The 23,572-nt window shown below is 72.5% G+C and carries 22 protein-coding genes; 13 read left to right on the top strand and 9 right to left on the bottom strand.

The window, feature by feature from the left end; translation table 11 throughout:
- Nucleotides 1–28: 28 nt before the first annotated feature.
- The 8 genes from hisD to hisF all read left to right on the top strand — a co-directional run bounded on the left by hisD (nt 29) and on the right by hisF (nt 5,706).
- Nucleotides 29–1,321 carry a histidinol dehydrogenase gene (gene hisD, locus AB0H83_RS16360; RefSeq protein WP_360093542.1) on the top strand — a complete coding sequence of 431 codons (1,293 nt, stop codon included), beginning with the start codon at nt 29–31 and terminating at the stop codon, nt 1,319–1,321.
- Nucleotides 1,318–2,394 (top strand): histidinol-phosphate transaminase, encoded by a 1,077-nt coding sequence (locus AB0H83_RS16365; RefSeq protein WP_360093545.1) that lies wholly within the window; start codon nt 1,318–1,320, stop codon nt 2,392–2,394. The genes hisD and AB0H83_RS16365 overlap by 4 nt, the downstream gene beginning before the upstream one ends.
- Nucleotides 2,391–3,005, top strand: a complete 615-nt coding sequence (gene hisB, locus AB0H83_RS16370; RefSeq protein ID WP_033356607.1) for an imidazoleglycerol-phosphate dehydratase HisB — start codon at nt 2,391–2,393, stop codon at nt 3,003–3,005. Before AB0H83_RS16365 ends, hisB begins: the two co-directional genes overlap by 4 nt.
- A complete protein-coding gene (locus tag AB0H83_RS16375; RefSeq protein ID WP_360093549.1) occupies nt 3,002–3,145 on the top strand; it encodes a hypothetical protein in 144 nt (47 codons plus the stop codon). The genes hisB and AB0H83_RS16375 overlap by 4 nt, the downstream gene beginning before the upstream one ends.
- A gap of 10 nt (nt 3,146–3,155) precedes the next feature.
- Nucleotides 3,156–3,779, top strand: coding sequence for an imidazole glycerol phosphate synthase subunit HisH (gene hisH, locus AB0H83_RS16380; protein ID WP_360093552.1), 624 nt, complete (start codon nt 3,156–3,158; stop codon nt 3,777–3,779).
- Nucleotides 3,772–4,086 carry a hypothetical protein gene (locus AB0H83_RS16385; RefSeq protein ID WP_360093555.1) on the top strand — a complete coding sequence of 105 codons (315 nt, stop codon included), beginning with the start codon at nt 3,772–3,774 and terminating at the stop codon, nt 4,084–4,086. The genes hisH and AB0H83_RS16385 overlap by 8 nt, the downstream gene beginning before the upstream one ends.
- 130 nt (nt 4,087–4,216) lie before the next feature.
- Nucleotides 4,217–4,948 carry a bifunctional 1-(5-phosphoribosyl)-5-((5-phosphoribosylamino)methylideneamino)imidazole-4-carboxamide isomerase/phosphoribosylanthranilate isomerase PriA gene (gene priA / locus AB0H83_RS16390; RefSeq protein ID WP_360093558.1) on the top strand — a complete coding sequence of 244 codons (732 nt, stop codon included), beginning with the start codon at nt 4,217–4,219 and terminating at the stop codon, nt 4,946–4,948.
- Nucleotides 4,945–5,706, top strand: a complete 762-nt coding sequence (gene hisF / locus AB0H83_RS16395; protein WP_360093561.1) for an imidazole glycerol phosphate synthase subunit HisF — start codon at nt 4,945–4,947, stop codon at nt 5,704–5,706. Before priA ends, hisF begins: the two co-directional genes overlap by 4 nt.
- Before the next feature lie 204 nt (nt 5,707–5,910).
- Here hisF and AB0H83_RS16400 read toward each other — a convergent pair whose 3' ends face one another.
- Together AB0H83_RS16400 and AB0H83_RS16405 are read right to left on the bottom strand one after the other, a co-directional pair.
- Nucleotides 5,911–6,399, bottom strand: a complete 489-nt coding sequence (locus AB0H83_RS16400) for a hypothetical protein (protein WP_360093564.1) — start codon at nt 6,397–6,399, stop codon at nt 5,911–5,913.
- An 87-nt stretch (nt 6,400–6,486) separates the two neighbouring features.
- On the bottom strand, nt 6,487–7,413 hold the full coding sequence (locus AB0H83_RS16405) for a LysR family transcriptional regulator (protein ID WP_360093567.1): 927 nt from the start codon (nt 7,411–7,413) through the stop codon (nt 6,487–6,489).
- A gap of 72 nt (nt 7,414–7,485) precedes the next feature.
- On the opposite strand from AB0H83_RS16405, the gene AB0H83_RS16410 reads away from it, so the two are divergent.
- Nucleotides 7,486–8,415, top strand: a complete 930-nt coding sequence (locus AB0H83_RS16410) for an EamA family transporter (RefSeq protein WP_360093570.1) — start codon at nt 7,486–7,488, stop codon at nt 8,413–8,415.
- Here the strand turns inward: AB0H83_RS16410 and AB0H83_RS16415 are convergent.
- The gene (locus AB0H83_RS16415) at nt 8,333–8,971 is read right to left on the bottom strand and encodes a hypothetical protein (RefSeq protein ID WP_360093775.1); all 639 of its coding nucleotides are present in this window, start codon (nt 8,969–8,971) and stop codon (nt 8,333–8,335) included. The genes AB0H83_RS16410 and AB0H83_RS16415 overlap by 83 nt on opposite strands.
- A gap of 85 nt (nt 8,972–9,056) precedes the next feature.
- On the opposite strand from AB0H83_RS16415, the gene AB0H83_RS16420 reads away from it, so the two are divergent.
- Nucleotides 9,057–10,520 (top strand): PLP-dependent aminotransferase family protein, encoded by a 1,464-nt coding sequence (locus AB0H83_RS16420; RefSeq protein WP_360093573.1) that lies wholly within the window; start codon nt 9,057–9,059, stop codon nt 10,518–10,520.
- Nucleotides 10,521–10,816: 296 nt separating this feature from the next.
- On the opposite strand, the gene AB0H83_RS16425 is transcribed toward AB0H83_RS16420, so the two are convergent.
- Together AB0H83_RS16425 and AB0H83_RS16430 are read right to left on the bottom strand one after the other, a co-directional pair.
- Entirely contained in the window at nt 10,817–12,652 is a 1,836-nt protein-coding gene (locus tag AB0H83_RS16425; RefSeq protein WP_360093576.1) for a long-chain fatty acid--CoA ligase, read from the bottom strand.
- Between the two features lie 162 nt (nt 12,653–12,814).
- Nucleotides 12,815–13,438 (bottom strand): TIGR03085 family metal-binding protein, encoded by a 624-nt coding sequence (locus AB0H83_RS16430; RefSeq protein ID WP_360093579.1) that lies wholly within the window; start codon nt 13,436–13,438, stop codon nt 12,815–12,817.
- Nucleotides 13,439–13,561: 123 nt separating this feature from the next.
- On the opposite strand from AB0H83_RS16430, the gene AB0H83_RS16435 reads away from it, so the two are divergent.
- From AB0H83_RS16435 to AB0H83_RS16445, 3 genes are all read left to right on the top strand, one after another.
- Nucleotides 13,562–15,397 carry an ABC transporter ATP-binding protein gene (locus AB0H83_RS16435; protein WP_360093778.1) on the top strand — a complete coding sequence of 612 codons (1,836 nt, stop codon included), beginning with the start codon at nt 13,562–13,564 and terminating at the stop codon, nt 15,395–15,397.
- A 174-nt stretch (nt 15,398–15,571) separates the two neighbouring features.
- Nucleotides 15,572–17,350: an ABC transporter ATP-binding protein gene (locus AB0H83_RS16440; protein WP_360093582.1), complete on the top strand. Its 1,779-nt coding sequence runs from the start codon at nt 15,572–15,574 to the stop codon at nt 17,348–17,350.
- Between the two features lie 290 nt (nt 17,351–17,640).
- A complete protein-coding gene (locus AB0H83_RS16445) occupies nt 17,641–18,078 on the top strand; it encodes a hypothetical protein (RefSeq protein ID WP_360093585.1) in 438 nt (145 codons plus the stop codon).
- 38 nt (nt 18,079–18,116) lie between these two features.
- Here AB0H83_RS16445 and AB0H83_RS16450 read toward each other — a convergent pair whose 3' ends face one another.
- From AB0H83_RS16450 to AB0H83_RS16465, 4 genes are all read right to left on the bottom strand, one after another.
- Nucleotides 18,117–18,722 carry a TetR family transcriptional regulator gene (locus AB0H83_RS16450; RefSeq protein ID WP_360093588.1) on the bottom strand — a complete coding sequence of 202 codons (606 nt, stop codon included), beginning with the start codon at nt 18,720–18,722 and terminating at the stop codon, nt 18,117–18,119.
- Between the two features lie 41 nt (nt 18,723–18,763).
- Nucleotides 18,764–19,501 (bottom strand): ABC transporter permease, encoded by a 738-nt coding sequence (locus AB0H83_RS16455; protein WP_360093591.1) that lies wholly within the window; start codon nt 19,499–19,501, stop codon nt 18,764–18,766.
- Nucleotides 19,502–19,504: 3 nt separating this feature from the next.
- Nucleotides 19,505–20,236, bottom strand: a complete 732-nt coding sequence (locus tag AB0H83_RS16460) for an ABC transporter ATP-binding protein (protein ID WP_360093594.1) — start codon at nt 20,234–20,236, stop codon at nt 19,505–19,507.
- Between the two features lie 190 nt (nt 20,237–20,426).
- Nucleotides 20,427–23,303, bottom strand: coding sequence for a hypothetical protein (locus AB0H83_RS16465; RefSeq protein WP_360093597.1), 2,877 nt, complete (start codon nt 23,301–23,303; stop codon nt 20,427–20,429).
- Nucleotides 23,304–23,572: the final 269 nt, after the last annotated feature.

Below are 23,572 nucleotides of genomic sequence, written 5' to 3' on the forward strand. Positions count from 1 at the left end.
GTCAGTGCTTCCGCCTAGACTCCCAAGGGTGCTGAACCGGATCGACCTGCGCGGCTCCACCACGGATCCGCGCCGTCTGCTGCCCCGTGCCGCCCTTGATGTCTCCGTCGCCACCGAGCAGGTGCGCCCGATCGTCGAGGCGGTCCGCGAGCATGGGGCGAGCGCGGTCCGTGACGCCACCCGCCGGCTCGACGGGGTGGAGCTGACCGGCCTGCGGGTGCCCGCCGAGGCGATCGCCGCGGCCGAGGCCGGCCTGGACCCCGCGGTCCGCGCCGCGCTGCTCGAGTCGATCAAGCGGGCCCGCAAGGTCCACGGCGACCAGCGCCGCACCGAGGTCACGACGCTGCTGAGCACCAGCGGCACCGTCACCCAGCGGTGGATCCCGGTCCGCCGGGTGGGGCTCTACGTGCCCGGCGGTCTCGCCGTGTACCCGTCCAGTGTGATCATGAATGTGGTGCCGGCCCAGGTCGCGGGCGTGCCGTCGATCGCGGTCACCAGCCCGCCGCAGAAGGACACCGGCCTGCCCAACGTCAACATCCTGGCCGCGTGCGCGCTGCTGGGCGTCGACGAGGTCTATGCGGTCGGCGGCGCCCAGGCGGTCGCCATGTTCGGCTACGGCGACCAGGAGGCCTGCGAGCCGGTCGACATGATCACCGGCCCGGGCAACATCTGGGTGACCGCCGCGAAGCGCCTGCTGCGCGGCGTGGTCGGCATCGACGCCGAGGCCGGGCCGACCGAGATCGCGATCCTCGCCGACGACACCGCCGACCCGCGGCACGTCGCCGCCGACCTGATCAGCCAGGCCGAGCACGACCCCCTCGCGGCGAGCGTGCTCGTCACGCCGTCGCTGGAGCTCGTCGAGGCGGTCGAGCAGGAGGTCGCCCGGCAGGTCGCGGCCACCAAGCACCTGCAGCGGGTCACCGAGGCGCTCACCGGCACCCAGTCCGCGACGGTCATCGTCGACGACCTGGAGCAGGGCCTGCGGGTCGTCGACGCGTACGGTGCCGAGCACCTGGAGATCCAGACCCGCGACGCGCGGGCCGTCGCCGAACGCGTGTGGCATGCGGGCGCCATCTTCGTCGGTGCCTGGTCGCCGGTGTCGCTCGGCGACTACTGCGCCGGCTCCAACCACGTGCTGCCCACCGGCGGCTGCGCCCGGCACTCCTCGGGGCTGTCGACGCAGACGTTCCTGCGCGGCGTGCAGCTCATCGAATACGGTCGCGACGCCCTCGCCGAGGTCGCCGACCACGTGGTCGCCCTGTCCGAGGCCGAGGACCTGCCGGCGCACGGCGCCGCCGTGAAGGTGAGGTTCGCCCAGTGACGTCCCTGTCCGATCTCCCGCTGCGCGACGAGCTGCGCGGCCTCACGCCGTATGGTGCGCCGCAGCTCGACGTGGCCGTGCGGCTCAACACCAACGAAAACTCCTACCCGCTGCCCGACGAGGCCGTCGCGGAGATGGAGAAGGCGCTCGGTGCGGTCCTGCGCGACCTCAACCGCTACCCGGACCGCGACGCCGTCGCGCTGCGCACCGACCTCGCCGCCTACCTGGGGCACGGGCTGACCTGGCGCAACGTGTGGGCGGCCAACGGCTCCAACGAGATCCAGCAGCAGCTGCTGCAGACGTTCGGCGGGCCCGGCCGCACCGCGCTCGGGTTCACCCCGTCGTATTCGATGCACCCGCTGCTCGCCGCCGGCACCGGCACCGCCTGGATCGACGGGCGGCGCGGCGACGACTTCACGCTGAGCGCCGAGCACGCCGTGGCGAAGGTCCGCGAGCACCGGCCCGACGTGGTCATCCTCTGCTCGCCCAACAACCCGACCGGCACGGCCCTGCCGCTCGACGTGGTGCGGGCCGTCGCGGCCGCCGCCGACGGGATGGTGCTCGTCGACGAGGCGTATGCGGAGTTCGCCCGGCCGGGCACGCCGTTCGCGCTGTCGCTGATCGAGCAGTTCCCGCGGCTCGTGGTCACCCGCACGATGAGCAAGGCGTTCGCGCTCGCCGGCGGGCGGGTCGGCTACCTCGCCGCCGATCCCGCGGTCGTCGACGCGGTGCAGCTGGTGCGGCTGCCGTACCACCTCTCGGCGCTGACCCAGGCCGCCGCGCGGGCCGCGCTCGCACACACCGCCGCGCTGCTGTCGACCGTCGACGCGGTGAAGGCCCAGCGCGACCGGATCGTCGCCACGCTGCGCGGCTGGGGCCTGCGGGTCGCCGACAGCGACGCCAACTTCGTGCTGTTCGCCGCGCCCCGCGACGACAGCAAGGGGGTCTGGCAGGCGCTGCTCGACCGCGGTGTGCTGATCCGCGACGTCGGCGTCCCCGGCTGGCTGCGGGTCACCGCCGGCACGCCCGAGGAGACCGACGCGTTCCTGAATGCACTGGAGGAGTTGCTGTGAGTCGCACCGCCAAGATCGAGCGGGTCACCAAGGAGACCAAGGTCTCCGTGGAGCTCGACCTCGACGGCACCGGGGTCGGTGAGATCTCCACCGGCGTGGGCTTCTACGACCACATGCTCAACCAGATCGCCAAGCACGGCGGGTTCGACCTGCGCGTGCACACCGTCGGCGACCTCGAGATCGACGCGCACCACACGGTCGAGGACACCGCGCTCGCGCTCGGCGCCGCGTTCGCCGAGGCGCTGGGCGACAAGGCCGGCGTCACCCGGTACGGCAACGCCCAGGTCCCGCTCGACGAGGTGCTCGCCTCGGCCGTCGTCGACCTGTCCGGCCGGCCGTACATGGTCCACGACGAGCCGGCCAACATCGCCCCGCACATCGGCGGCAACTACCCGACCAGCCTGACCCGGCACATCTGGGAGTCCTTCGCGCACTCCGCCAAGGTGACGCTGCACGTCAGCATCCTGCGCGCGGGCCGCCACGGCGCCCAGCCCGACGCGCACCACATCGTCGAGGCACAGTTCAAGGCGGTCGCCCGGGCCCTGCGCCAGGCGTGCGCGCTCGACCCCCGCAACGCGGGTGTCGTGCCGAGCACCAAGGGTGCCCTGTGAGCATCCTCCTGCTCGGCCTCGCCGGGCTGCTGCTCGGCGGCGCGCTGTCGCTGCGGCAGCAGAGCACGTCCAAGACGCCGTTCGTGATCACGCTGCTGCTCGCCGCGGTCGCCGCGGCCGGCGGCCTGCTCTGGCTGTGAGGGGGACGACATGAAGAAGGTGGTCATCCTCGACTACGGCTCCGGCAACCTGCGCTCCGCCGAGCGGGCCCTCGCCAGGGTCGGCGCCGACGTCGAGGTCACGTCCGACCTGGACAAGGCGGCCCGCGCCGATGGCCTCGTCGTGCCGGGCGTCGGCGCGTATGCGGCCTGCATGGCCGGCATCGACGAGCTCGGCGCCGGCCCGACGATCGTCGAGCGGGTCCGCACCGGCGCGCCGGTCCTCGGCATCTGCGTCGGCATGCAGGTCCTCTTCGACGAGGGCGAGGAGCACGGCGTCGTCACCAAGGGCCTCGGCCTGGCACCGGGCGCGGTCACCATCCTGCACGCCCCGGTCGTGCCGCACATGGGCTGGAACACGGTGGACTGGCCCGTGGACACCGTCCTCGGCGCCGGGCTGCCCGCCGACACCCGGTTCTACTTCGTGCACTCCTACGCGCCGACCCCCGTCGACGCCCAGCGGGCCGCGGGCATCAGCGTCGCGACCACGGTGCACGGCGAGCCGTTCGTCGCGGCGTTCGAGTCCGAGGTGCTGCGCGCCACCCAGTTCCACCCGGAGAAGTCCGGCGACGCGGGCGCGACGCTGCTGGCCAACTGGCTCGGCAGCCTTGTCTAAGGAGCGTGCCCGGCGGCGGGCGGTGCTGGAGGCCGAGCGGGCGCAACGCCTGCGCAAGGCCGAGCAGCGCCGCCAGCGCCGGGCCGCGCTGCGCCGGCTGGTGCCGAAGGTCAAGGTCGGCCGCACCGGTAAGCTCTTCGCACGCCGCTCCCGGGGCCAGCGCTCCGTCATCGTCCTGCTCGTCCTGCTGGCACTCATGCTCATCTGGCTGCTCGTCGAATCCGTCGCGGCACGGATCGGGCTGAGCGCCCTCGTCATCGTCGCCACTCCGGCGCTCACCGTGCTCGTCCTGGACCGGCGCATCTGACCAGGCGATCTTTGCTCCTGCCCCCGACGCGTTGCCCTCGACTTCGACTTTGACCTCCGATCTCCGACCCTTGACCTTTGACCTTTGACCTTTGACTCGACCGCCGCACCTGACCGAAGGAACTGGAACCATGGCCCTGCAGCTTCTGCCCGCCGTCGACGTCGCCGACGGCCAGGCGGTCCGTCTCGTCCAGGGCGCCGCCGGCAGCGAGACCACGTACGGTGACCCGCTGGAGGCCGCCCTGGCCTGGCAGCGGCAGGGCGCCGAGTGGATCCACCTCGTCGACCTCGACGCCGCGTTCGGGCGGGGCTCCAACGCGGAGCTGCTCGCCGACGTGGTGCGCCGGCTCGACGTGCAGGTGGAGCTGTCCGGTGGCATCCGCGACGAGGCGTCGCTGCTGGCGGCCCTGTCCACCGGCGCGACCCGGGTCAACCTCGGCACCGCCGCCCTGGAGAACCCCGAATGGTGCGACCACGTCTGCGCCACCTACGGCGACCAGGTCGCGGTCGGGCTCGACGTGCGCGGCCACCAGCTCGCCGCGCGCGGCTGGACCAAGGAGGGCGGCGACCTGTTCGAGGTGCTCGACCGGCTGGAGAAGGCCGGTTGCGCCCGGTACGTGGTCACCGACGTCATGCGCGACGGCACCCTCACCGGCCCGAACCTGACCCTGCTGCTGGAGGTCACCGGCCGCACCAAGAAGCCGGTCATCGCCAGCGGCGGCGTGTCGAAGCTCGACGACCTGCGCCAGCTCGCCGCCCTGGAGCCGGCCGGCGTCGAGGGCGTCATCGTCGGCAAGGCGCTGTACGCGGGCGCGTTCGACGTGACCGAGGCCCTGCAGGTCCTGGAGGAGTCGGCGTCATGAGCGTGGCGGTGCGGGTGATCCCGTGTCTGGACGTCGACGCGGGCCGGGTCGTCAAGGGGGTCAACTTCGTCAACCTCCGCGACGCCGGTGACCCCGTCGAGCTCGGCGCCGCGTACGACGCCGCCGGCGCCGACGAGCTGGTCTTCCTCGACGTGACCGCCTCGTCCGACGGCCGGGCCACCATGCTCGACGTGGTGCGCCGCACCGCGGAGACGGTGTTCATCCCGCTGACCGTCGGCGGTGGCGTGCGCGCCGTGTCCGATGTGGACACGCTGCTGCGCGCCGGTGCGGACAAGGTCGGCGTCAACACGGCGGCGATCGCCCGGCCGGAGCTGATCGCCGAGATCGCCGAGCGGTTCGGCAACCAGGTGCTGACCCTGTCCCTCGACGTGCGCCGGGCGGCCGGCCAGCCGAGCGGCTTCGAGGTCACCACCCACGGCGGCCGCCGCGGCGCGGGCCTCGACGCGGTCGAGTGGGCGGCCCGGGTCGCCGAGCTCGGCGCCGGCGAGATCCTGCTCAACTCGATGGACGCCGACGGCACCAAGGACGGGTTCGACCTGGAGCTCATCAAGGCCGTCCGCGCGGTCGTGACGATCCCGGTCATCGCCAGCGGCGGCGCCGGGGCGGTCGAGCACTTCGCTCCTGCGATCGCGTCGGGCGCAGACGCGGTCCTCGCCGCCAGCGTGTTCCACTTCGGCGACCTGTCGATCGGTGACGTGAAGACCTCACTGCGCGAGGCCGGCCACCCGGTCCGCTGACCTGCCCGCCGTGCAGCGACGCCGGCAACGCGCCGGCGGCCGACGCGGCCGTCGGTTGTTTCGGCCGATGGCTGACGCGCCGATGGCTGACGCGGCCGGCGGCGCTGATACGCGCCCGGGCGCCCGAAACGGCGAGCGGGGCGCCGATTCAGGCTGGTCTGCACCGGTGTGTGGAAAGCGTGCGCCGGCAGCGAAAGGGGCGGATCAGTCGCCGCGCTTGCCGGTGGTGACGGCGATCCCGACCAGCCAGCCGACGAACAGGCCGTAGCCGGCGGCGGCCGCGGCTGCGGCGAACGCGCTGAGCAGGGTGGGGTCGGCGATGAGGAAGTCGGTGGCGAAGGCGGCGAGCGCGGCGCCGAAGATGAGCGACGCCCAGCCCACGATGAACGCGCCGCCGCCGGTGACGATGGAGCGGCCGGCGATCGCGAGGATCAGGGCGGTGAAGAGGACCAGCAGGAGGGCCTTGAGGTCGTTGGCGAGCAGCTCCCGGGCGGCCTTGCCCGAGTCGTCGTGGGGGACGAGCCACCAGCGTGGCCAGGTGAGCAGGTTGAGGAACCAGCCCCACACGGTCTTCGTGTCGGCGTGGCGGTCGGCCCATTCCGAGAAGATCTGGTTGCCGAAGATCAGTACGAGGAGCAGCGTCGCCAGGACGCCTGCGCCGGTGGCTGTGCGGGTGCGTCCGAAGATGGCCATGACATCAATGTAAGGGGCGCCGGTGAAACTCGCAGAAATGAATGAGTGAGTGAGCGTTTAACTCGCAAAACATGCTCTGAGCTGCAGTTATACGACATGAACGGACATGTCGCCGGCCCAGTGGTCGCGGTGGGACCAGGCTTCGCGCAGGGCGGTGACGGTGGCGGCGACGGCTGGGCGGCCGCTGGCGGCGGCGCGCCAGACGACGCTGACCCGGCGGGCCGCCTCCGGGGTGATCGGGCGGGCCACGACGCCAGGCGGGAGGGTGCTGCGGGCCAGCCGCGGGATGAACGCGACGCCGAGCCGTTCGGCGACGAACGTCAGCTGGGTCTCGAACTCGTTGACGAGGATTGTCGGGCGGGCGCCGGGCAGCATCCGCTGCAGCCAGTCGTGGCAGACGGTGCCGGGCTTCGAGGCGATCCACCGTTCGCCGCGCAGGTCGTCGATGTGGACCGGCCCGGAGCGGCCGGCGAGGGGGTGGTCGACGGGCAGGATCAGGTCGCCGACGTCGAGGCCCAGCTCGAGGCTGGCCAGCCCGGCCGGGTAGTCGGCCGGCAGGTCGAGCCACTCGTCGATGACGGCGACGTCGACGGTGCCGCGCAGGACGCCGCCGAACGAGTCCTGCCGGTCGCCCTCCTGCAGGGTCGGCTCCAGCCGCGGGTGGTCGACGGCGAGGCTGCGCAGGGCGTGCGGCAGCAGGCCGCGGCACGCGGTCGGGAACGAGGCGATGCTCAGGTGCCCCGACACCGTCTCCTGGTGCGCGGCGAGCGCGGCCTCGGCCTCCTCGACGCCGGCGAGGATCCGTCCGGCGTGTTCGGCGAGGATCCGGCCGGCCCCGGTGAGCCGCAGCCGGCGGCCGTCCTTCTCCACGAGCGTGCTCCTGGTCTCACGTTCGAGCTTCGCGAGGTGCTGGGAGATCGCCGAGGGGGTGCAGTGCAGAGCTCCCGCGGCGGCCGTGACCGTGCCGAACACGGCGACGGCCCGCAGCGCCTGCAGGCGGGGGAGGTCGAGCATGAAGCGATGCTACAACGATGATGTAGAACCTTTCGATGGTGCTTCACGGTCGTACCGGCACAAGATCGGGGCATGAAGCATCGTGACGTCGCCCTGGCGATCCTGGTCTCGGCCGTCTGGGGCGTGAACTTCGTGGTCATCCACGTCGGCCTGGACAGCATGTCCCCGCTGCTGTTCTGCGCGCTGCGCTTCGGGGTGGCCGCGTTGCCGGCGGTGCTGCTGGTCGGGCGGCCGAAGGTGCCGTGGCGGTGGGTGATCGCGACCGGGGTCGCGCTCGGCGTGGTGAAGTTCTCGCTGCTCTTCGCCGGGATGGCGGCCGGGCTGCCGTCCGGGCTGTCGGCGCTGGTCCTGCAGAGCCAGGTGGTCTTCACGCTCGTGTTCGCGGTGGTACTGCTGCGCGACCGGCCGGGGCCGCGCCGCCTCGCCGGGGTGGCCCTGTCCGGCGCCGGGATCGTGCTGATCGCCTCGCAGCTCGGCCTGGACCGGCCGGTCGGCGCGTTCCTGCTGGTCATCGCGGCCGGCGCGGCCTGGGGCCTGGCGAACATCGCGATGCGCAAGGCCCAGGCCACCGACATGCTCAACTTCATGGTGTGGGTGAGTGCCGTGGCGACCCCGCCGCTGCTCGTGCTGAGCCTCGCCGTCGACGGGCCGGCCGAGGTGTGGCACACCCTGCGCGGCCTGGACCTGACCGCGGTCGGCGCGATCGCGTACATCGCCTATCTCAGCACCCTGTTCGGCTTCGGCGTGTGGGGGCGGCTGATCGCCCGCTACGACGCGGCGACGGTGGCCCCGTTCGCGGCCCTGGCGCCGGTGTTCGCCATCGTGTCCTCGGCGCTCCTGCTCGGTGAGCGGATCCACTGGTACGACGCCGCCGGCGGGGCCGCGATCCTCGGCGGGGTGCTGCTCGGTGCGGCGCGGGTCAGGCCAGCGCAGGTGCCGCCGGAGCCGGCGGTGCCGGTCGAGGGGCCCGCACCTCGAACCACGGCAGGAACAGCTGCGTGAGGGGGCCGATGCCGAACGCGTACAGCACCGTCGCGACGCCGACCGAGCCGCCGAGCAGGAATCCGGCGGCGAGCACGGTCACCTCGATCGAGGTCCGGGCGGCCCGGATGGACAGCCAGGCGAAGCGCTCCGACAGGCCGGTCATCAGCCCGTCACGCGGGCCGGGCCCCAGCCGCGCGCCGATGTACATGCCGGTCGCGACGGCGTTGAGCATCACGCCGGCGACCATGAACGCGCCGCGGAGCCACCACGCCTGCGCGTCCGGCACGACGTGCAGCGCGAGGTCGGCGACGGCGCCGACGACCAGGACGTTGCTGACCGTGCCCAGCCCCGGCCGCTGGCGCAGCGGGATCCACAGGAGCAGTACGAGCGCGCCGACCGCGGCGACCACGGTGCCGAAGCTCAGCCCGGTCCGCAGGGAGATGCCCTGCTGGAACACGTCCCACGGGTCGAGGCCCAGGCGCGCCCGGACGAGCAGGGCGAGGCTCGCGCCGTACAGGATCAGACCCGCCTGCAGCTGGACGAAGCGGCGCCCGAAACGGTGGCGCAGTGGCATGGTATTGGTCTTGCCTGCGGGGGTCACGCATGCCACCCTAAGGCCAATCAATCCCGCAGAAAGAGCCAATTTAAGGGGACTGGCCTTGTCCGCGATCGTCCGCGGGGCACAACTGGCCCGCATGCTCAACGCCTGGCAGGTCGCCGTCGGCGTGCGCGGCCCCGCCGGGCGCCGCCCGGAGTACGTGGTGCTCGCCAGCGCCGTGCGTGGCCTGCTCATCGACGGCCGGCTGGCCCTCGGGGTGCGGCTGCCCGCGGAGCGGGAGCTCGCCGCCGCGCTCGGCATCAGCCGCACGACCGTCACCGCCGCCTACCGTGAGCTGCGCGACAGCGGCCACCTCAGCAGCCGCCGCGGCGCCGGCAGCTGGACCGCGCTGCCCGCGGGCCACCGCGTCGGTACGTCGGGGTTGTGGACACCGAGCGACGACGCCGATCTCATCGACCTCGGCTGCGCCGCGATGCCCGCCCCGGCGGAGCTCGCCGAGGCCGCCACCGACGCCGTCGCCGATCTCGCCCCGTACACGCTCGGCGCCGGCTACCAGCCGATGGGCCTGCCGGTGCTGCGCGAGGCGATCGCCGACCTGTACACCGAGCGGGGGCTGCCGACCGACCCGGACCAGGTCATGGTCACCGGCGGCGTCCAGCAGGCCCTGGATCTGTTGCTGCGGCTGCTCGTCGCGCCCGGGCAGCGGGCCCTCGTCGAGACGCCGACGTACCCGAACGCGCTGAGCGCCTTCACCGCCAGCCGGGCCCGCGTCAGTGCGTACGCGATCGGCCCCGACGGCTGGGATGAGGACCTGCTGCTGTCCACGGTCCGGGCCGCGCAGGCGCGGGTCGCCTACCTCATCCCGGATTTCCACAACCCGACCGGCCACCTCATGCAGACGGCGCTGCGGGAGCGGCTGCCCTCCGCCGCGCACGCCGCCGGCACCGACCTGATCATCGACGAGTCGTTCGTCGACCTCGCCCTCGACGACGTCGCGATGCCGCCGTCGGTGGCCACCTTCGACCGCAGCGCCCGCGTGCTCACGATCGGCGGCATGAGCAAGCCGTACTGGGGCGGCCTGCGCATCGGCTGGGTGCGCGGCGCGGCACCGCTGATCGCGCGGCTCGCCGCGGCCCGGGTCGGCGTCGACATGGCGTCGCCGGTGCTCGACCAGCTCGTCGCCGTGCAGCTGCTACGCCGCCGCGACGCGATCGTCACCGCCCGCCGCCGCCAGCTGCTCGCCCGCCGCGACACCCTCGCCGCCGCGCTGCGCGCCGAGGTGCCGGACTGGCGCTTCGTCCTGCCGGGCGGCGGCATGGTGCTGTGGGTCGAGCTCGACGCGCCCGTGTCCAGCGCCCTGGCCAGGTCGGCGGAGGAGCTCGGCGTGCGGGTCGCGCCGGGGCCCCGCTTCGGCGCGGACGGGACCATGGAGCGGTTCATGCGGCTGCCGTACACGCTGCCGGAGGCCGACCTGGTCGAGGCGGTCCGCCGGCTCGCGGCGGCGCGCGCCGACCTGGACCGCCCGCGCCGGCACGCCTGGTCCTCCCCGGTCGTGGTGGCCTGAGCCGGACGCGTTGACCTTGTCCAGCCCGCGACAAGCCTAGCCGCGGGGCTTGTTCGCGGCCGGCAGGCCGCGTCGCGGCCGTCCATGGCCGCGTTTGTCGCGGCCGGCAGGTCGCGTCCGGGGTGACTGCACGCGGGCCTGGCAGGGAGGGCCGCCAGGGCCCGACCGGTGGCTGACGGGAGCGACGGCCGTGCCCACGACGGACCTGAGCAGGAAACATGACGGGTCTGAGCCCGGAAAAGCGTCATGGCCCCCGGGGTGGCGGTTCCCGGGGGCCATGACACTGTGGGGTGTGATCAGAGTTCGGCGAGCGACCCTGCGTACATGCGGTCGATGTCCGAGGCGAAGGACTTCTCGACCACGCGGCGCTTGACCTTGAGCGACGGCGTGAGCTCGCCGTCCTCGATGGAGAGGTCGCGGCTGAGGATGGTGAACTTCTTCACCGTCTCCCAGCGGTTGAGCTTGGTGTTGAGCTCCTTGACGTAACCCTCGACGAGGGCGTTCGCCTCGGGCGACGAGGCGATCTCGTCGTAGGACTTCCCGGCGAGCGGGGTGCCTTCGGCCCAGCCCTTGATGGCGTCCGGGTCGAGGGTGACGAGCATCGTGACGTAGTTGCGGGCCTGGCCCACGACGACGCACTGCGAGGTGTACGGGCACACCGACTTGAACAGGCCCTCGATGTGGCTCGGCGCGACGTACTTGCCGCCGGACGTCTTGATCAGGTCCTTCTTGCGGTCGGTGATGCGCAGGTAGCCGTCGGCGTCGAGCTCGCCGATGTCGCCGGTGCGGAACCAGCCGTCCTCGGTGAACGCGGCGGCGGTCTCGTCGGGCAGGTTGTGGTAGCCGCGCATGATCGGCGTGCCCTTGAGCAGGACCTCGCCGTCGGTGTCGAGCTTGGCCTCCAGGTCGCCGAGGGCCTGGCCGACGGTGCCGATGCGGGGGGCGGCCTCGCGGTTGACGAACGAGCCGGCGGACGTCTCGGTCAGGCCGTAGCCCTCCAGGATCGGCAGGCCGGCGGCGAAGAAGAACTCGCCGATCTCCTTCGACAGCGGTGCGGAGCCGGACACCATGGCGCGCATCCGGCCGCCGAGGCGGGCGCGCAGCTTGCTGAAGACCAGCTTGTCGGCGATGCCGGCCTGGAACTTGAGCAGGCCGCCGGGCTGCCGGCCGGCGAGACGCTCGGCCGATGCCTGCTTGCCGACCTTGAGCGCCCAGGTGAAGATCTTCAGCTTGGCGCCGCCGTCGGCCTGGGCGCCGGTGACGACCCGGTTGTAGACCTTCTCGAAGACGCGGGGCGCGGCGCACATGAGCGTCGGCTGGATCTTGCCGAGGTTGTCGATGAGCTTGTCGACGCGGCCGTCGACGTACGTGGGGAGCCCGACGTACAGGATGCCGCACAGCAGGGTCTTGCCGAACGAGTGCGACAGCGGCAGCCACAGGTACTGCAGGTCGTCGGCGTTGAGCAGGCCCGTTTCGAGCTGGGTGTGGCCCTGCCAGACCCAGCCGAGGTGCATCAGCTCGACGCCCTTCGGGCGGCCGGTCGTGCCGGACGTGTAGATCAGGGTGGCGAGCTGGTCGCCGGTGATGCCGGCGACGATCCGCTCGATGAGCTCGGGATCGGCGGCGAGCGCCTCGCGCCCGGCCGCCTCCAGCTGGGCGAGCGACAGGGTCTTCGTGTGCTCGGCGCCAGTGGGCTCGCCGTCGATGAGCACGATCGCGACGAGGTCGGGCAGGGCGGCGCCGTCGAGCTTGGCGGCCTGGGCCGCGTTCTCGGCGAAGAGCACCTTCGAGCCGGAGTCCGCGACGATGTAGACGGCGTCCTCGGGCTCGGTCGTCGGGTAGACCGTGGTGGTGGCTGCCCCGGCGAGCATGATGCCGAGGTCGGCGAGGATCCAGTCGAGCCGCGTGTTGGCCAGGATGCCGACGCGGTCCTCGGGGCGCACGCCGAGGCTGGTGAGTCCGGCGCCGATCGCGCGGGCGTGCTCGTCGACCTCGCGCCAGGTCAGCCAGACCGGGTCGCCGGCGTCGTCGGCGGCGGGCTTGCCGAACGCCCGCTTGTCCGGGGTCTCGGCCACGCGGTGCAGGAACATGTCCGGGATCGAGCGGTAAGGCAGTTCGAGCCGCTTGGTCATGGGGGAGGCCCTCCGAGGCTGGCGTGGACGTCACGGTGACTGGCATCACGTCCCGTCGGTTACTGGAGGGTAGAGGGTCGGTCGTGTTACCGGCTAGACCCGAAATCGAAACGTAGTTCTCCTTGACTGGAACCAGATTCGAGACTCAGCGCGTCGATGCCGTCACAGACCGAGCCGCGCCGTGCGGAGCCGGTCGGCGAGCGCTTCCGGACCGGTCACGGTGACGTCCGCGACGGCCTGCCGGCCCGTGAAGAACAGCAGGAGTTCCGAGGGTTTCCCGTGTACGGCCAGTGCCTCGCCGCCCGCGCCGACCGTGAACGGGGTGCCCTGCTCCGGCTCGACCGTGATCGCGGCCGGGAAGCGGCGGACCGCCAGCCGGGCCGACTGCTTGATCCGGCCGGCGACGGCCCGCTCGTAGGCCGGGTCGAGGGTCCGCGGTGTCCAGCCGGGCGCGGCGCGGCGCACGTCCTCGTGATGGACGAGGAACTCGGTGAGGTTGACCGCCTCCTCGGCGAAGCCGGGGCCGAACCAGAACGGCGGCCTGCGGACCTTGCCGACGAGGGCCGCGTAGTCGCCGGCGGCCAGGCCCGCCTGGACCTTCGCGGTGTGCCCGGCGGCCGCCTTGAGCAGGATGCCGGCCGCCGCGTCGGGCCGGCGCTCCCGCAGCACCAGGTGCGCGGCGAGGTCGCGGGTCGCCCACCCGGCGCAGAGCGTCGGCGCGTCCGGACCGGCCGCCAGGAGGGTGTCGGCGAGCGCCAGGCGCTCGGCCCGCGCGAAGGAAGTCATGCACGTAACGCTAGCGGGGTCCCGTCAGGACCGCTTTCTGTCGTACCGCGTCGGTAAGGTTGCACACGGCTGGGGCGACTTACCGGCCAGACGCGACGGAGGGCGGATGTGACCAGCGGCAAGGTGCTCCTCAAGGGGCTGTGGGTGCTCGGCCGGGCCGTCCGTGACGAGCCTCACATGTTCGCCATTTCGGTCGTCGGCAGCGTGGTCTTCAGCCTGCTCACGATCGCCACCGCGTTCGTCTCCGGTTGGGTCGTCGGCGAGATCGCCCTGCCCGCCATCGACGACCGCCACGTCACCACCGGCACGCTACTGCTCGGCGGCGCCGCGATCCTGGCGGTCAGCCTCGGCAAGATCCTCGGCATCTTCGGCCGGCGGCTCGGCGCCGGCGCCATGCAGTTCCGCCTGCAGGCGCGCTACCGGCAGGCCGTGACCCGCCGCTACCTGCGGCTGCCCCTGGAATGGCACCAGCGCCACGCGACCGGCACGCTGCTGTCCAACGCCAACGCCGACGTGGAGTCGGCGTGGTATCCGATCGCGCCGTTCCCGATGGCCGTCGGCACCGTCGTCATGCTGGTCGCCGCGATCGCCTCGCTCTTCGCCACCGACTGGGCGCTCGCGCTGGTCGGTGTCGCCGTCTTCCCCACCCTGCTCACGGTCAACGTCGCCTATTCGCGCCGGATGGCGCCCCGGGTGGCGAAGTCCCAGCAGCTGCGGGCCGAGGTGAGCGCGGTCGCGCACGAGAGCTTCGACGGCGCGCTCGTGGTCAAGACGATGGGCCGGGAGGCCGCCGAGACCGAGCGGTTCTCCGCCAAGACCGTCGAGCTGCGCGACGCCACGATCCAGGTCGGGCGGGTCCGGGCCATGTTCGACCCGGTGCTCGACGCGCTGCCCAGCATCGGCACCCTCGCCGTGCTCGTCGTCGGCGGCCTGCGCTTCGGGCAGGGCGCGGTCGAGGTGTCCGAGGTGGTCAGCGCCGCGTTCCTGTTCACGGTCCTCGCGTTCCCCGTCCGGGCGATCGGCTGGGTCCTCGCCGAGCTGCCGCGCAGCGTCGTGGGCTGGGAGCGGATCCGGCACGTGCTGGACGCCGAGGGCGACATGGCCTACGGCTCGACCACGCTGCCCGAGGTGCACAAGCCGGCGGCGCTGCGCTTCGACGACGTCCACTTCGCATACACCGACACCGACACCGACGGCCGGCGCGGCGGCGACGTGCTCAGCGGGGTCACGTTCGACGTGCCGGCCGGGCGCACCGTCGCGCTCGTCGGCTCCACCGGCTCCGGCAAGTCGACGGTCGCCGCCCTCGCCGCCCGGCTGGTCGACCCGCACGCCGGCGCCGTGCGCCTCGACGGCGTCGACGCCCGCGAGCTCACCCAGGAGGCGCTCGCCGGCACGGTCGCCCTGGTCGCGCAGGTGCCGTTCGTCTTCGACGACACCGTGCGGGGCAACGTGACCCTCGACCGGCGCACCGCCGCCGGCCACCCCGTCGACGACGAGGCCGCCTGGTCCGCGCTGCGGCTCGCGCAGGCCGACGGGTTCGTCAAGCAGCTCGCCGACGGGCTCGACACGACGGTGGGGGAGCGCGGCACGTCGCTGTCCGGCGGGCAGCGGCAGCGGCTCACCATCGCGCGGGCCCTCGCCGGCGCGCCGCGGCTGCTGGTGCTCGACGACGCCACCAGCGCCGTCGACCCGCGCGTGGAGGCGGCGATCCTCGCCGCGCTGCGCCGCGACGACGACCGGCAGGCCTCGATCCTCGTCGTGGCCTACCGGCGGGCCACGATCGCCCTCGCCGACGAGGTCGTCTACCTGGAGCGGGGCAGGGTCGCCGCCCGCGGCACCCACGCCGACCTGCTCGCCACCGTCCCCGGCTACGCCGACCTCGTCACCGCCTACGAGAAGGCCGAGGCGGAGAAGGAGCGCGAGCACGTGTTCGACGACGAGGAGAGCGTGACCGCATGAGCGGCTCGGAGCGTAGCGGAGGGGTGCGAATCAGCAGCTCAGGGTGGGGCTCAGGCCGGCGCCGGAGCGTAGCGGAGGTGGCGGCATGAGCGGCTCGGAGCGTAGCGGAGGGCTGCGAATCATTGGCTCAGGGTGGGGCTCAGGCCGGCGCCGGAGCGTAGCGGAGGTGGCGGCGTGAGCGCGGTCGATGTCGCCGCTGAGCCCGCGAAGGCGGGGGTGCTGCGGCGCGGGCTGCGCCTGTCGCCGGAGCTGTTCACCGGGCTCGCCGGCACCCTCGGGCTCGCCGTGCTCGCCACCGCCGGCCGGGTCGCCGTGCCGGTCGCCATCCAGCAGGGCATCGACAAGGGGCTGCGCGCGCCCGGCGGCCCCGACGTCGGCGTGCTCACCACCATCGTGGCGATCACCGCCGGCGTGCTGTTCCTGACGATGTTCAGCGCCGCCCTGATGAACGTGCGGCTGTTCACGGTCAGCGAGACCGCCCTGGCCGGCGTGCGCACCCGCACGTTCCGGCACATCCACGATCTGTCGATGCTGCACCAGCAGGCCGAGCGGCGCGGTGCGCTTGTCTCCCGGGTCACCGGCGACGTCGACCAGATCAGCCAGTTCCTGCAGTTCGGCGGCCTCATCTTCCTGGTCAGCCTCGGGCAGCTGGTGGTCACCACCGCCGTCATGTGCTTCTACTCGTGGCAGCTGACGCTGGTCGTGATCGCCGCGTTCGCGCCGCTGGTCTTCGTCGTGCGGCACTTCCAGCGCCGGCTCAGCGTGCTGTATCTCGACGTGCGCGAGAGCATCGGCGTGATGCTCGGCGCGATCGCCGAGAGCGTCGTCGGCGCCCCCGTCGTGCGGGCCTACGGCGTGCAGCGGCGCACCGCTGAGCGGCTCGACACCGCCATCGAGCGCAGCCGCCGCGCCCAGTTCCGCGCCCAGACCAACAACGTCGTGAGCATGAGCTTCGGCGAGCTCGCGGCCGGCCTCGCGCTCGGCAGCGTGATCGTCGTCGGCACCCTGCTCGGCGTCGGTGGCCACCTGAGCATCGGCCAGCTCATCGCGTTCCTGTTCCTCGCCACGCTGTTCGTCCAGCCGGTGCAGGTCGCCACCGAGGTGCTCAACGAGGCGCAGAACGCGATCGCCGGCTGGCGCCGCGTGCTGGACGTCATCGAGACCGAGCCCGACGTCGCCGACCCCGGCGCCGCCGGCCGTGACCTGCCCGAGGGCGCTGTCGACGTCCGGTTCGACCACGTGCACTTCGCCTATCCGGGCGGCCCCGAGGTCCTCACCGATGTCGACCTGACCGTGACCGCCCGCACGCGCGTCGCCGTCGTCGGCGAGACCGGCAGCGGCAAGACCACGTTCGCCAAGCTGCTGACCCGCCTCATGGACCCGACCACCGGCAGCGTGCTGCTGTCCGGGGTGCCGCTCACCGAGGTCCGCTTCGACTCGCTGCGCAGCCGGGTCGTCATGGTCCCGCAGGACGGGTTCCTCTTCGACGCGACCGTCGCCGACAACGTCCGCTTCGCCCGGCCCGACCTCAGCGACGTCGACCTGGAGCTGGCGTTCACCGAGCTCGGCCTGATCGACTGGGTCGACGGCCTCAGCGACGGCCTGCAGACCGAGGTCGGCGAGCGCGGCGAGGCCCTGTCGGTGGGCGAGCGGCAGCTGGTCGCCCTGGCCCGCGCGTATGTCGCCGACCCCGACCTGCTGGTCCTCGACGAGGCCACCAGCGCCGTCGACCCCGCCACCGAGGTCCGGCTCCAGCGCACCCTGGACGCGGTCACCCGCGGTCGCACGACCATCGCGATCGCGCACCGGCTGTCGACCGCCCAGAGCGCCGACGAGGTCATCGTCGTCGACAAGGGGCATGTGGTGCAGCGCGGCCCGCATGCCGCCCTGGTCGCCGACCCGGACTCCGTCTACGGCCGGCTGTACGCATCCTGGCTCGAACAGACCCGCTGAGCGTCGGCGCCAGCCGGCCGTTCGTTCTCGGCCGGCCGTTGCTGGCGGCTCTTGCTGGCGGCCGGTGGTCGTGGTGGTGGCGGTGGCGGTCAGGCAGTGCTGCCCGGGGGTGCTGCTGGTGGGGCGGCGCTGCGAGGTGTCGTCTGTTGGGTGCTGCGGGCGGCTCATGGTGGCCCGGCGGCGCCTGAGAGAAGCTGTTCGCCGGGGCACTCGTTGATGTCGGTCAGCGACGGTCACGGCGCCGCGCGTCGGGTGTGTTGATGTGGGGTGCGGGGCCTACAGTGGCTGATGTGCCAGCCGGGGGGCGTCGATACGTGCCGATGCAGGTCCGGGTCGCGGTGACGGGGTTCAACGCGATCGGCGGGGTCATGTTGACTCTTGTGCTCACCGCGTTCGGGGTGTTGCTGTCCGGGATGCAGGTCGACCCGGCGAACCAGGGTGGCACCGGCTATCTGGACTTCGTGCTGTTCTTCAATGCCGTGCTGTTCCTGTTTCCGCTCGCGGTGGTGCTGGTCTTCCTCGGCACGCGCATCAAGCGCGGCGAGCACTGGGCGTGGCTGGCCAGCCTGGTGTTCTGGGGGTTCGTGGGCACGATGGCGCCGCTGCTGACGTGGCTGTTGCCGGCGCCGTTGCCGTTCGCGGTGGTGCCGGTGTGCTGCGCCGCGGGGCTGGTCGGGCTGCTGCTGACGCCGCAGGCCAGGACGCACTGCGCCGATGTCGACGACTGAGGCCGCCGGGCTCGCCGCGGTCGGTCGGCGTGCCGCGGTCAGTCGGCGGGCGGCGGCAGCAGCGGCTCGGTCAGGTACCGCTGGATCGTCGGCGCCACGCTGTGCACGATCTCGTCCTGGGACATCGACGCCATCGGTTCGATCTTCAGGATGTACCGGACCATGACGATGCCGGCCATCTGCGAGGCGACCAGCGCGGCGCGGCGCGGGGCCTCGGCGGGGTCGAGCTTCAGGTGGCCGGTCGCGCGGCGCAGGATCTGCGTGACCAGGAACTCGCGCAGCATCCGCGCGGACCATTCGTGCTGCATCGCGCTGCGGAACAGGGCGGCGGCCGGGGAGCCGGCTGGGGAGTCCCACACGCCGAGGAAGGTGCGCACGAGCCGCTCGCCGACGCCGTCGACGCCGGCCTCGAAGATCTTCGGCAGCAGCTCGCCGGGGTCGACCGGGGCGTCCATCGTGGCGAGGAACAGCTTGTCCTTCGCCCCGAAGTAGTGATGGACCAGCGCCGGGTCGACTCCGGCGCTGGTGGCGATCTGGCGGATGGACGTGCCGTCGAATCCGCGTTCGGCGAACGCCTCGCGGGCGGCGGTCAGGATCGCCTGGCGGGTGTCCTGATTGCCGGGGCGCCGTCCCGTGCGTGCCATGAGCCTCTTCCCGATGTTCCGGCGTGCCGCCGTCGCGACGTTCAGGCGGTACGGCGGCGCAGTGTGGCCGCTCCGAGCAAGAGTGCCACGATCACGCACCCGACGATGATGCCGAGGTCCCGCCACATGACGCCGGTCGGTTCGGGGTGGGAGCCGAGCTCGGTGAGGGCCTCCACCGCGTACGACATCGGCAGCACGTCACTGATCGCCTGCAGCCAGCCCGCCATCTGGTCGCGTGGCTGCAGCAGGCCGCAGAGCAGGAACTGCGGCAGGACCACCGCCGGCATGAACTGCACCGCCTGGAACTCACTGTTGGCGAACGCGCTGACCAGCAACCCGAGCGCCATGCCGAGCACCGAGTTGCCGACCGCGATCACCCCGACGAGCCACGCCGGCCCGAGGGTGTCGAGGCCGAGGAGGACGAACGCGAGCGTCGAGGCGATCAGCGCCTGCACCGCGGCGGCGACGGTGAACGCGATGCCGTAGCCGAGCAGGATGTCGACCTTGCCGATCGGGGCGGTGAGCAGCCGCTCCAGCGTGCCGCTGGTCCGCTCCCGGAGCATGGCGACGCTGGTCAGCAGGAACATGATGACCAGCGGGAACACGCCCAGCATGATCAAGCCGATGCGGTCGAAGAGCTGGGGGCTCGCGTCGTACAGGTAGCGCAGGAGGGTCAGCAGCACGGTCGGCACCACGAGGATCAGGGCGATCGTGCGCCGGTCGTGCCGCAGCTGGCGCAGGATGCGGCCGGCGGTCGCGAACGTCAAACGGGCGGACATGGCTCAGGCCACCTTCTCCTTGTCGGACTCCTGTGCCTGTACGAGTCGCAGGAACGCCTCTTCCAGGTTGTCGGTGCCGGCACGTTCCCGTACGGCGGCGGGTGACTCGTCGGCGATGAGCAGCCCTTCGCGGATGAGCAGGAGCCGGTCGCAGCGCCCGGCCTCGTCCATCACGTGGCTGGACACGAGCAGCGTCGAGCCGGCCCGGGCCAGGTCGTGGAAGCGTTGCCAGAGTTCGTTGCGCAGCACCGGGTCCTGCCCGACGGTGGGTTCGTCCAGTACGAGCAGCTGCGGCTTGCTCACAATCGCGCAGGCGAGCGAGGCGCGGGCCCGCTGACCGCCGGACAGGGTGCCGACGAGCTGGTCCTTCGCCTGGCTGAGCCCCACGTCGGACACGGCCGCGTCGGCGTCGGCGGCACCCAGCCCGTACAGGGAGGCGAAGTACCGTGCGTTCTCCTTGACCGTGAGATCCGCGTAGACGCTCGGCGCCTGGGTCAGGTAGCCCACCTTGTCCCGCAGCGGCTTCGACCCCGCGGGGTGCCCGAGCACGGTGACCGTGCCGCTGACGATCTTCTGCACGCCGACCACGGCGCGCATGAACGTGGTCTTGCCGCTGCCGCTCGGACCGAGCAGCCCTGTCACGCTCCCGCGGGGCACCGTACAGGTGAGGTCGTGCAGCACCGGCCGCCTGCCGCGCGCGATGACGAGGTGCTCCACCTCGATCGCGTTGGTCATCTTCGGTTCCTCCGGTCCTCCGGTCCCACCGGCCCAGGAAACTCAACGGTTGATGAACTCAACGGTAGATGAAATCTTGGACATGCGTCAATCGCGAAAGCGGGGCGGGCCGATGACTCCGGCCCGCCCCGCTCTTGCTGTTCCGCTGGTCGCTTGCTGTTCCGTTGGTCGCTTGCTGTTTCGTGGTCGCTCAGAGTGCGAGCACGCGCTCCAGGAACTCCTTGTACTGCCGCAGCGCCACCCGCATCGCCTCGGTGTCGGGGTGCTTCGCCGTGCGGTGCGGGTCGATCGCCAGCTGCTGCTCCTGCAGCTTCTCGGCCAGCGTCTCGATGGCGTCACTCACCACCGCCGACGCCTTCGTCAACGCCTTCACCGGGTCGTCGACGAACTTGGACTCCGCCTTCACCAGCCGCGACCGGAACTTCTCCGCCCGCTTCGGCTTCCACAGCACGATCCGCTCCTCGGCCACGTCACCGGGGCGCAGGGGGAGGGCCGCCGCGGCGGCGTACTCGAGCTCCTCGTCGACCTCGTCCACCTCGTCCACCTCGTCGCCGTCGTCGGTGTCGGCCGCCGCGACGGGCTCGTCGTCCTCGTCGTCCTCGTCTTCGTCGTCGGTGTCGGCTTCCGCGACGGGCTCGTCCTCGTCGTCGTCCTCGTCGTCGGTGTCGGCCGCCGCGGTGGGCTCGTCGTCCTCGTCCTCGGCATCATCGTCGGTCTCGGCGACGGGCTCGGCGTCGGCTTCCGCGTCGGCCTCGGCTTCGGTGTCCTCTGCCTCGGCTTCGGGGGCCGGCGCTGCGTCCTCGTCGTCGTCCTCTTCGTCGGTGTCGGTGTCGGCCTCTGAGGTCGGCTCGGCCTCGACGTCGTCGCTGGCTTCGGCTTCGTCGCCGGCCTCGGCTTCGGCGTCGGCGCTGGCCTCGGCCTCGGGTTCGGCGGTCGGCTCGTCGATGTCGGCGACCAGATTGACGTCGTCAGCGGAGGTGTCGCTGGAGTTGTCGACCCCGGCGTCGACGGCCTCGACCAGGACATCGGCGGGGGACTCCGCCTCTGCGACCGGCTCGGCGCTGTCCGCCTCGTCCTCGGCGTCGGCCTCGTCGCCGCTTTCCGCCACGGCGTCCTCTGCGACGTCAGCCTCCGCGTCCTCGGCTGCTTCAGCTTCCGGCTCGGCTGCTTCAGCTTCCGGCTCGGCCGCCTCGGCTTCCGGCTCGGCCGCTGCTTCGGCCTCCGGCTCCTCGTCACCGTCCGCTTCGGCGTCGACGTCTGCCTCGGCGACGTCCTCGCCGGCCTCGGCCGCCGGCTCTTCATCGGCAACCGCATCGTCGACGGCTGCCTCAGCCTCGGGCTCGGCACCCTCCTCCTCGGCGACGACGTCCGCGGCCTCCTCGTCGGCGGCAGCGGCCTCTTCCTCAGCGACGGCCACTTCGTCGGCAACAGCCTCGGCGGCGGTTTCGGCGGCGCTTTCGGCCTCGGGCTCGTCGGCCGGTGCCTCGTCCACGGGGACCGCTTCGGCGGCGGGCTCCTCCTCGGCAGCCTCCTCTTCCACGGCGGGCTCCTCTTCGGCGACCGCTTCCGGCTCGTCGGCCTCAGCCTCGGGCGCTTCGCCGACTTCAGACTCGGCCGCCGGCTCTTCGGCGGCGGCTTCCTCCTCGGCCTCGACCTCCGCGGTCGGCTCGTCCTCAGCGGCGGCTTCCTCGGCGGCTTCCGGCTCCTCGACGGTGTCGGAGTCGTCGCTGTCGGCTTCGGCGGCCGGCTCCTCCTCGGCGGCTTCCTCGGCTGCGACCTCTTCGACGGCCTCGGGCTCGTCCGCGGTCTCGGGCTCCTCGGCGTCAGCCTCCGCGGCCGGCTCGTCCTCGGCGGCAGCCTCCTCCGCAGCCTCGGGCTCGGCGGCGGTCTCCTCCGCGTCAACTTCGGCGGCGGGTTCTTCTGCCTCGGCGGTCGGCTCCTCGTCCGCGGCGACCTCTTCGGCGTCGGCTTCGGCGGCGGGCTCTTCTGCCCCTGCGGCCGGTTCCTCTTCCGCGGTGGCTTCCTCGGCCTCGGCGGTCGGCTCCTCGTCCGCGACGGCCTCTTCGGCGACGGTCTCTTCGGCGACGGCCTCTTCGGCGGCGGCCTCTTCGGCCTCCGCGGCCGGCTCCTCGTCGGCAGCGACCTCTTCGGCTTCGGCGGCCGGGTCCTCTTCCGCAGCGGCGTCCTCGGTGTCGGCCTCCGCGGCGGGCTCCTCGTCCGCGACGGCCTCTTCGGCGGCGGCCTCTTCGGCCTCCGCGGTCGGCTCCTCGTCGGCAGCGACCTCTTCGGTTTCGGCGGCCGGGTCCTCTTCCGCAGCGGCGTCCTCGGTGTCGGCCTCCGCGGCGGGCTCCTCGTCCGCGACGGCCTCTTCGGCGACAGCCTCTTCGGCCTCCGCGGTCGGCTCCTCGTCTCCGGCAGCATCCTCCGCAACCACGTCCTCCGCGACCGCGTCCTCGGCCGACACCTCCTCCGTGACGACGTCCTCCACGGCCTCCGTGTCAGCCGCGGCGGCGGGCTCGTCGGTGGCCTCTTCCGTGGCCACGGCCTCTGGCTCCGGGTCGGCGGTTGGCTCGGCGTCGGTGGTGAGGGGGTCGGTCGCTTGGAGGTCGGCGGTCGAAGTGGACTCGGCGGCGTCTGCGTCGACCCCAGCGGCCGGCTCCTCGTCCGTGGAGGCGGAACCATCCTCGCCGGCCGGGCCGACGATGTCCGAGATGTCGTCGGGCACGGCGACCGTGATCGCGGCGGTGTCCGCCAGCGACGGCGCGGACGCCGGAGCCGGGTCGTCAACAGCCGAGGCCGCAGACGAGGCAACGGACGAGGCAACGGACGAGGCAACGGACGAGGCAACGGACGAGGCTTCGGGTGAGGCTTCAGCCGACGATTCAGACGAGACCTCAGACGAGACCTCAGACGGGACTTCGGACGAGGCTTCGGGCTCCGAGGCGGAGGCCTCGACGGGTGGGGTGATGTCCTCGACGGGCTGGCGCTGCTCGGGGATGCCCGGTGGGGTCGTCACTTCCGGGGAGGGGTTGGTCTGGTCGTCCGGCGGGGTGAAGTTGGGATGCATGGCGGGTCCTCCGTCCGCTCGGTCTGAACGGGCGGAGGGTGCCACCCGCTCAGACTGCTGTGGGCTCAGCGCTGGGGTCGCGGACGCCGGGAGGCCGAACGGCGCCCGGCCCGACGCCACCGGGCCGACGGCAGGCGGGACCCCCGGCGAGGAGGGTCGGCCGACGGCAGGCGGGGAGGGATGAGCGACCGCCCAGACTTCCGTGCGGCGCACCGTCAAGGTACTCCGCAAACACGACCAGCCATAGACCCCAAACCGAAGAGAGAGGG

It is taken from the genome of Dactylosporangium sp. NPDC050688 (assembly GCF_040654515.1).
Classification (GTDB): Bacteria; Actinomycetota; Actinomycetes; order Mycobacteriales; family Micromonosporaceae; genus Dactylosporangium.

Excerpts from the sequence above, each read along its gene's own strand:
- AB0H83_RS16425 (WP_360093576.1), bottom strand. The coding sequence starts at position 12,652 with ATGACCAAGCGGCTCGAACTGCCTTACCGCTCGATCCCGGACATGTTC.
- AB0H83_RS16465 (WP_360093597.1), bottom strand. The coding sequence starts at position 23,303 with ATGCATCCCAACTTCACCCCGCCGGACGACCAGACCAACCCCTCCCCG.
- AB0H83_RS16410 (WP_360093570.1), top strand. The coding sequence starts at position 7,486 with ATGAAGCATCGTGACGTCGCCCTGGCGATCCTGGTCTCGGCCGTCTGG.
- hisF (WP_360093561.1), top strand. The coding sequence starts at position 4,945 with ATGAGCGTGGCGGTGCGGGTGATCCCGTGTCTGGACGTCGACGCGGGC.
- AB0H83_RS16415 (WP_360093775.1), bottom strand. The coding sequence starts at position 8,971 with ATGCCACTGCGCCACCGTTTCGGGCGCCGCTTCGTCCAGCTGCAGGCG.
- AB0H83_RS16430 (WP_360093579.1), bottom strand. The coding sequence starts at position 13,438 with ATGACTTCCTTCGCGCGGGCCGAGCGCCTGGCGCTCGCCGACACCCTC.
- AB0H83_RS16455 (WP_360093591.1), bottom strand. The coding sequence starts at position 19,501 with ATGTCCGCCCGTTTGACGTTCGCGACCGCCGGCCGCATCCTGCGCCAG.
- AB0H83_RS16400 (WP_360093564.1), bottom strand. The coding sequence starts at position 6,399 with ATGGCCATCTTCGGACGCACCCGCACAGCCACCGGCGCAGGCGTCCTG.
- AB0H83_RS16460 (WP_360093594.1), bottom strand. The coding sequence starts at position 20,236 with ATGACCAACGCGATCGAGGTGGAGCACCTCGTCATCGCGCGCGGCAGG.
- AB0H83_RS16450 (WP_360093588.1), bottom strand. The coding sequence starts at position 18,722 with ATGGCACGCACGGGACGGCGCCCCGGCAATCAGGACACCCGCCAGGCG.
- hisH (WP_360093552.1), top strand. The coding sequence starts at position 3,156 with ATGAAGAAGGTGGTCATCCTCGACTACGGCTCCGGCAACCTGCGCTCC.
- AB0H83_RS16405 (WP_360093567.1), bottom strand. The coding sequence starts at position 7,413 with ATGCTCGACCTCCCCCGCCTGCAGGCGCTGCGGGCCGTCGCCGTGTTC.
- priA (WP_360093558.1), top strand. The coding sequence starts at position 4,217 with ATGGCCCTGCAGCTTCTGCCCGCCGTCGACGTCGCCGACGGCCAGGCG.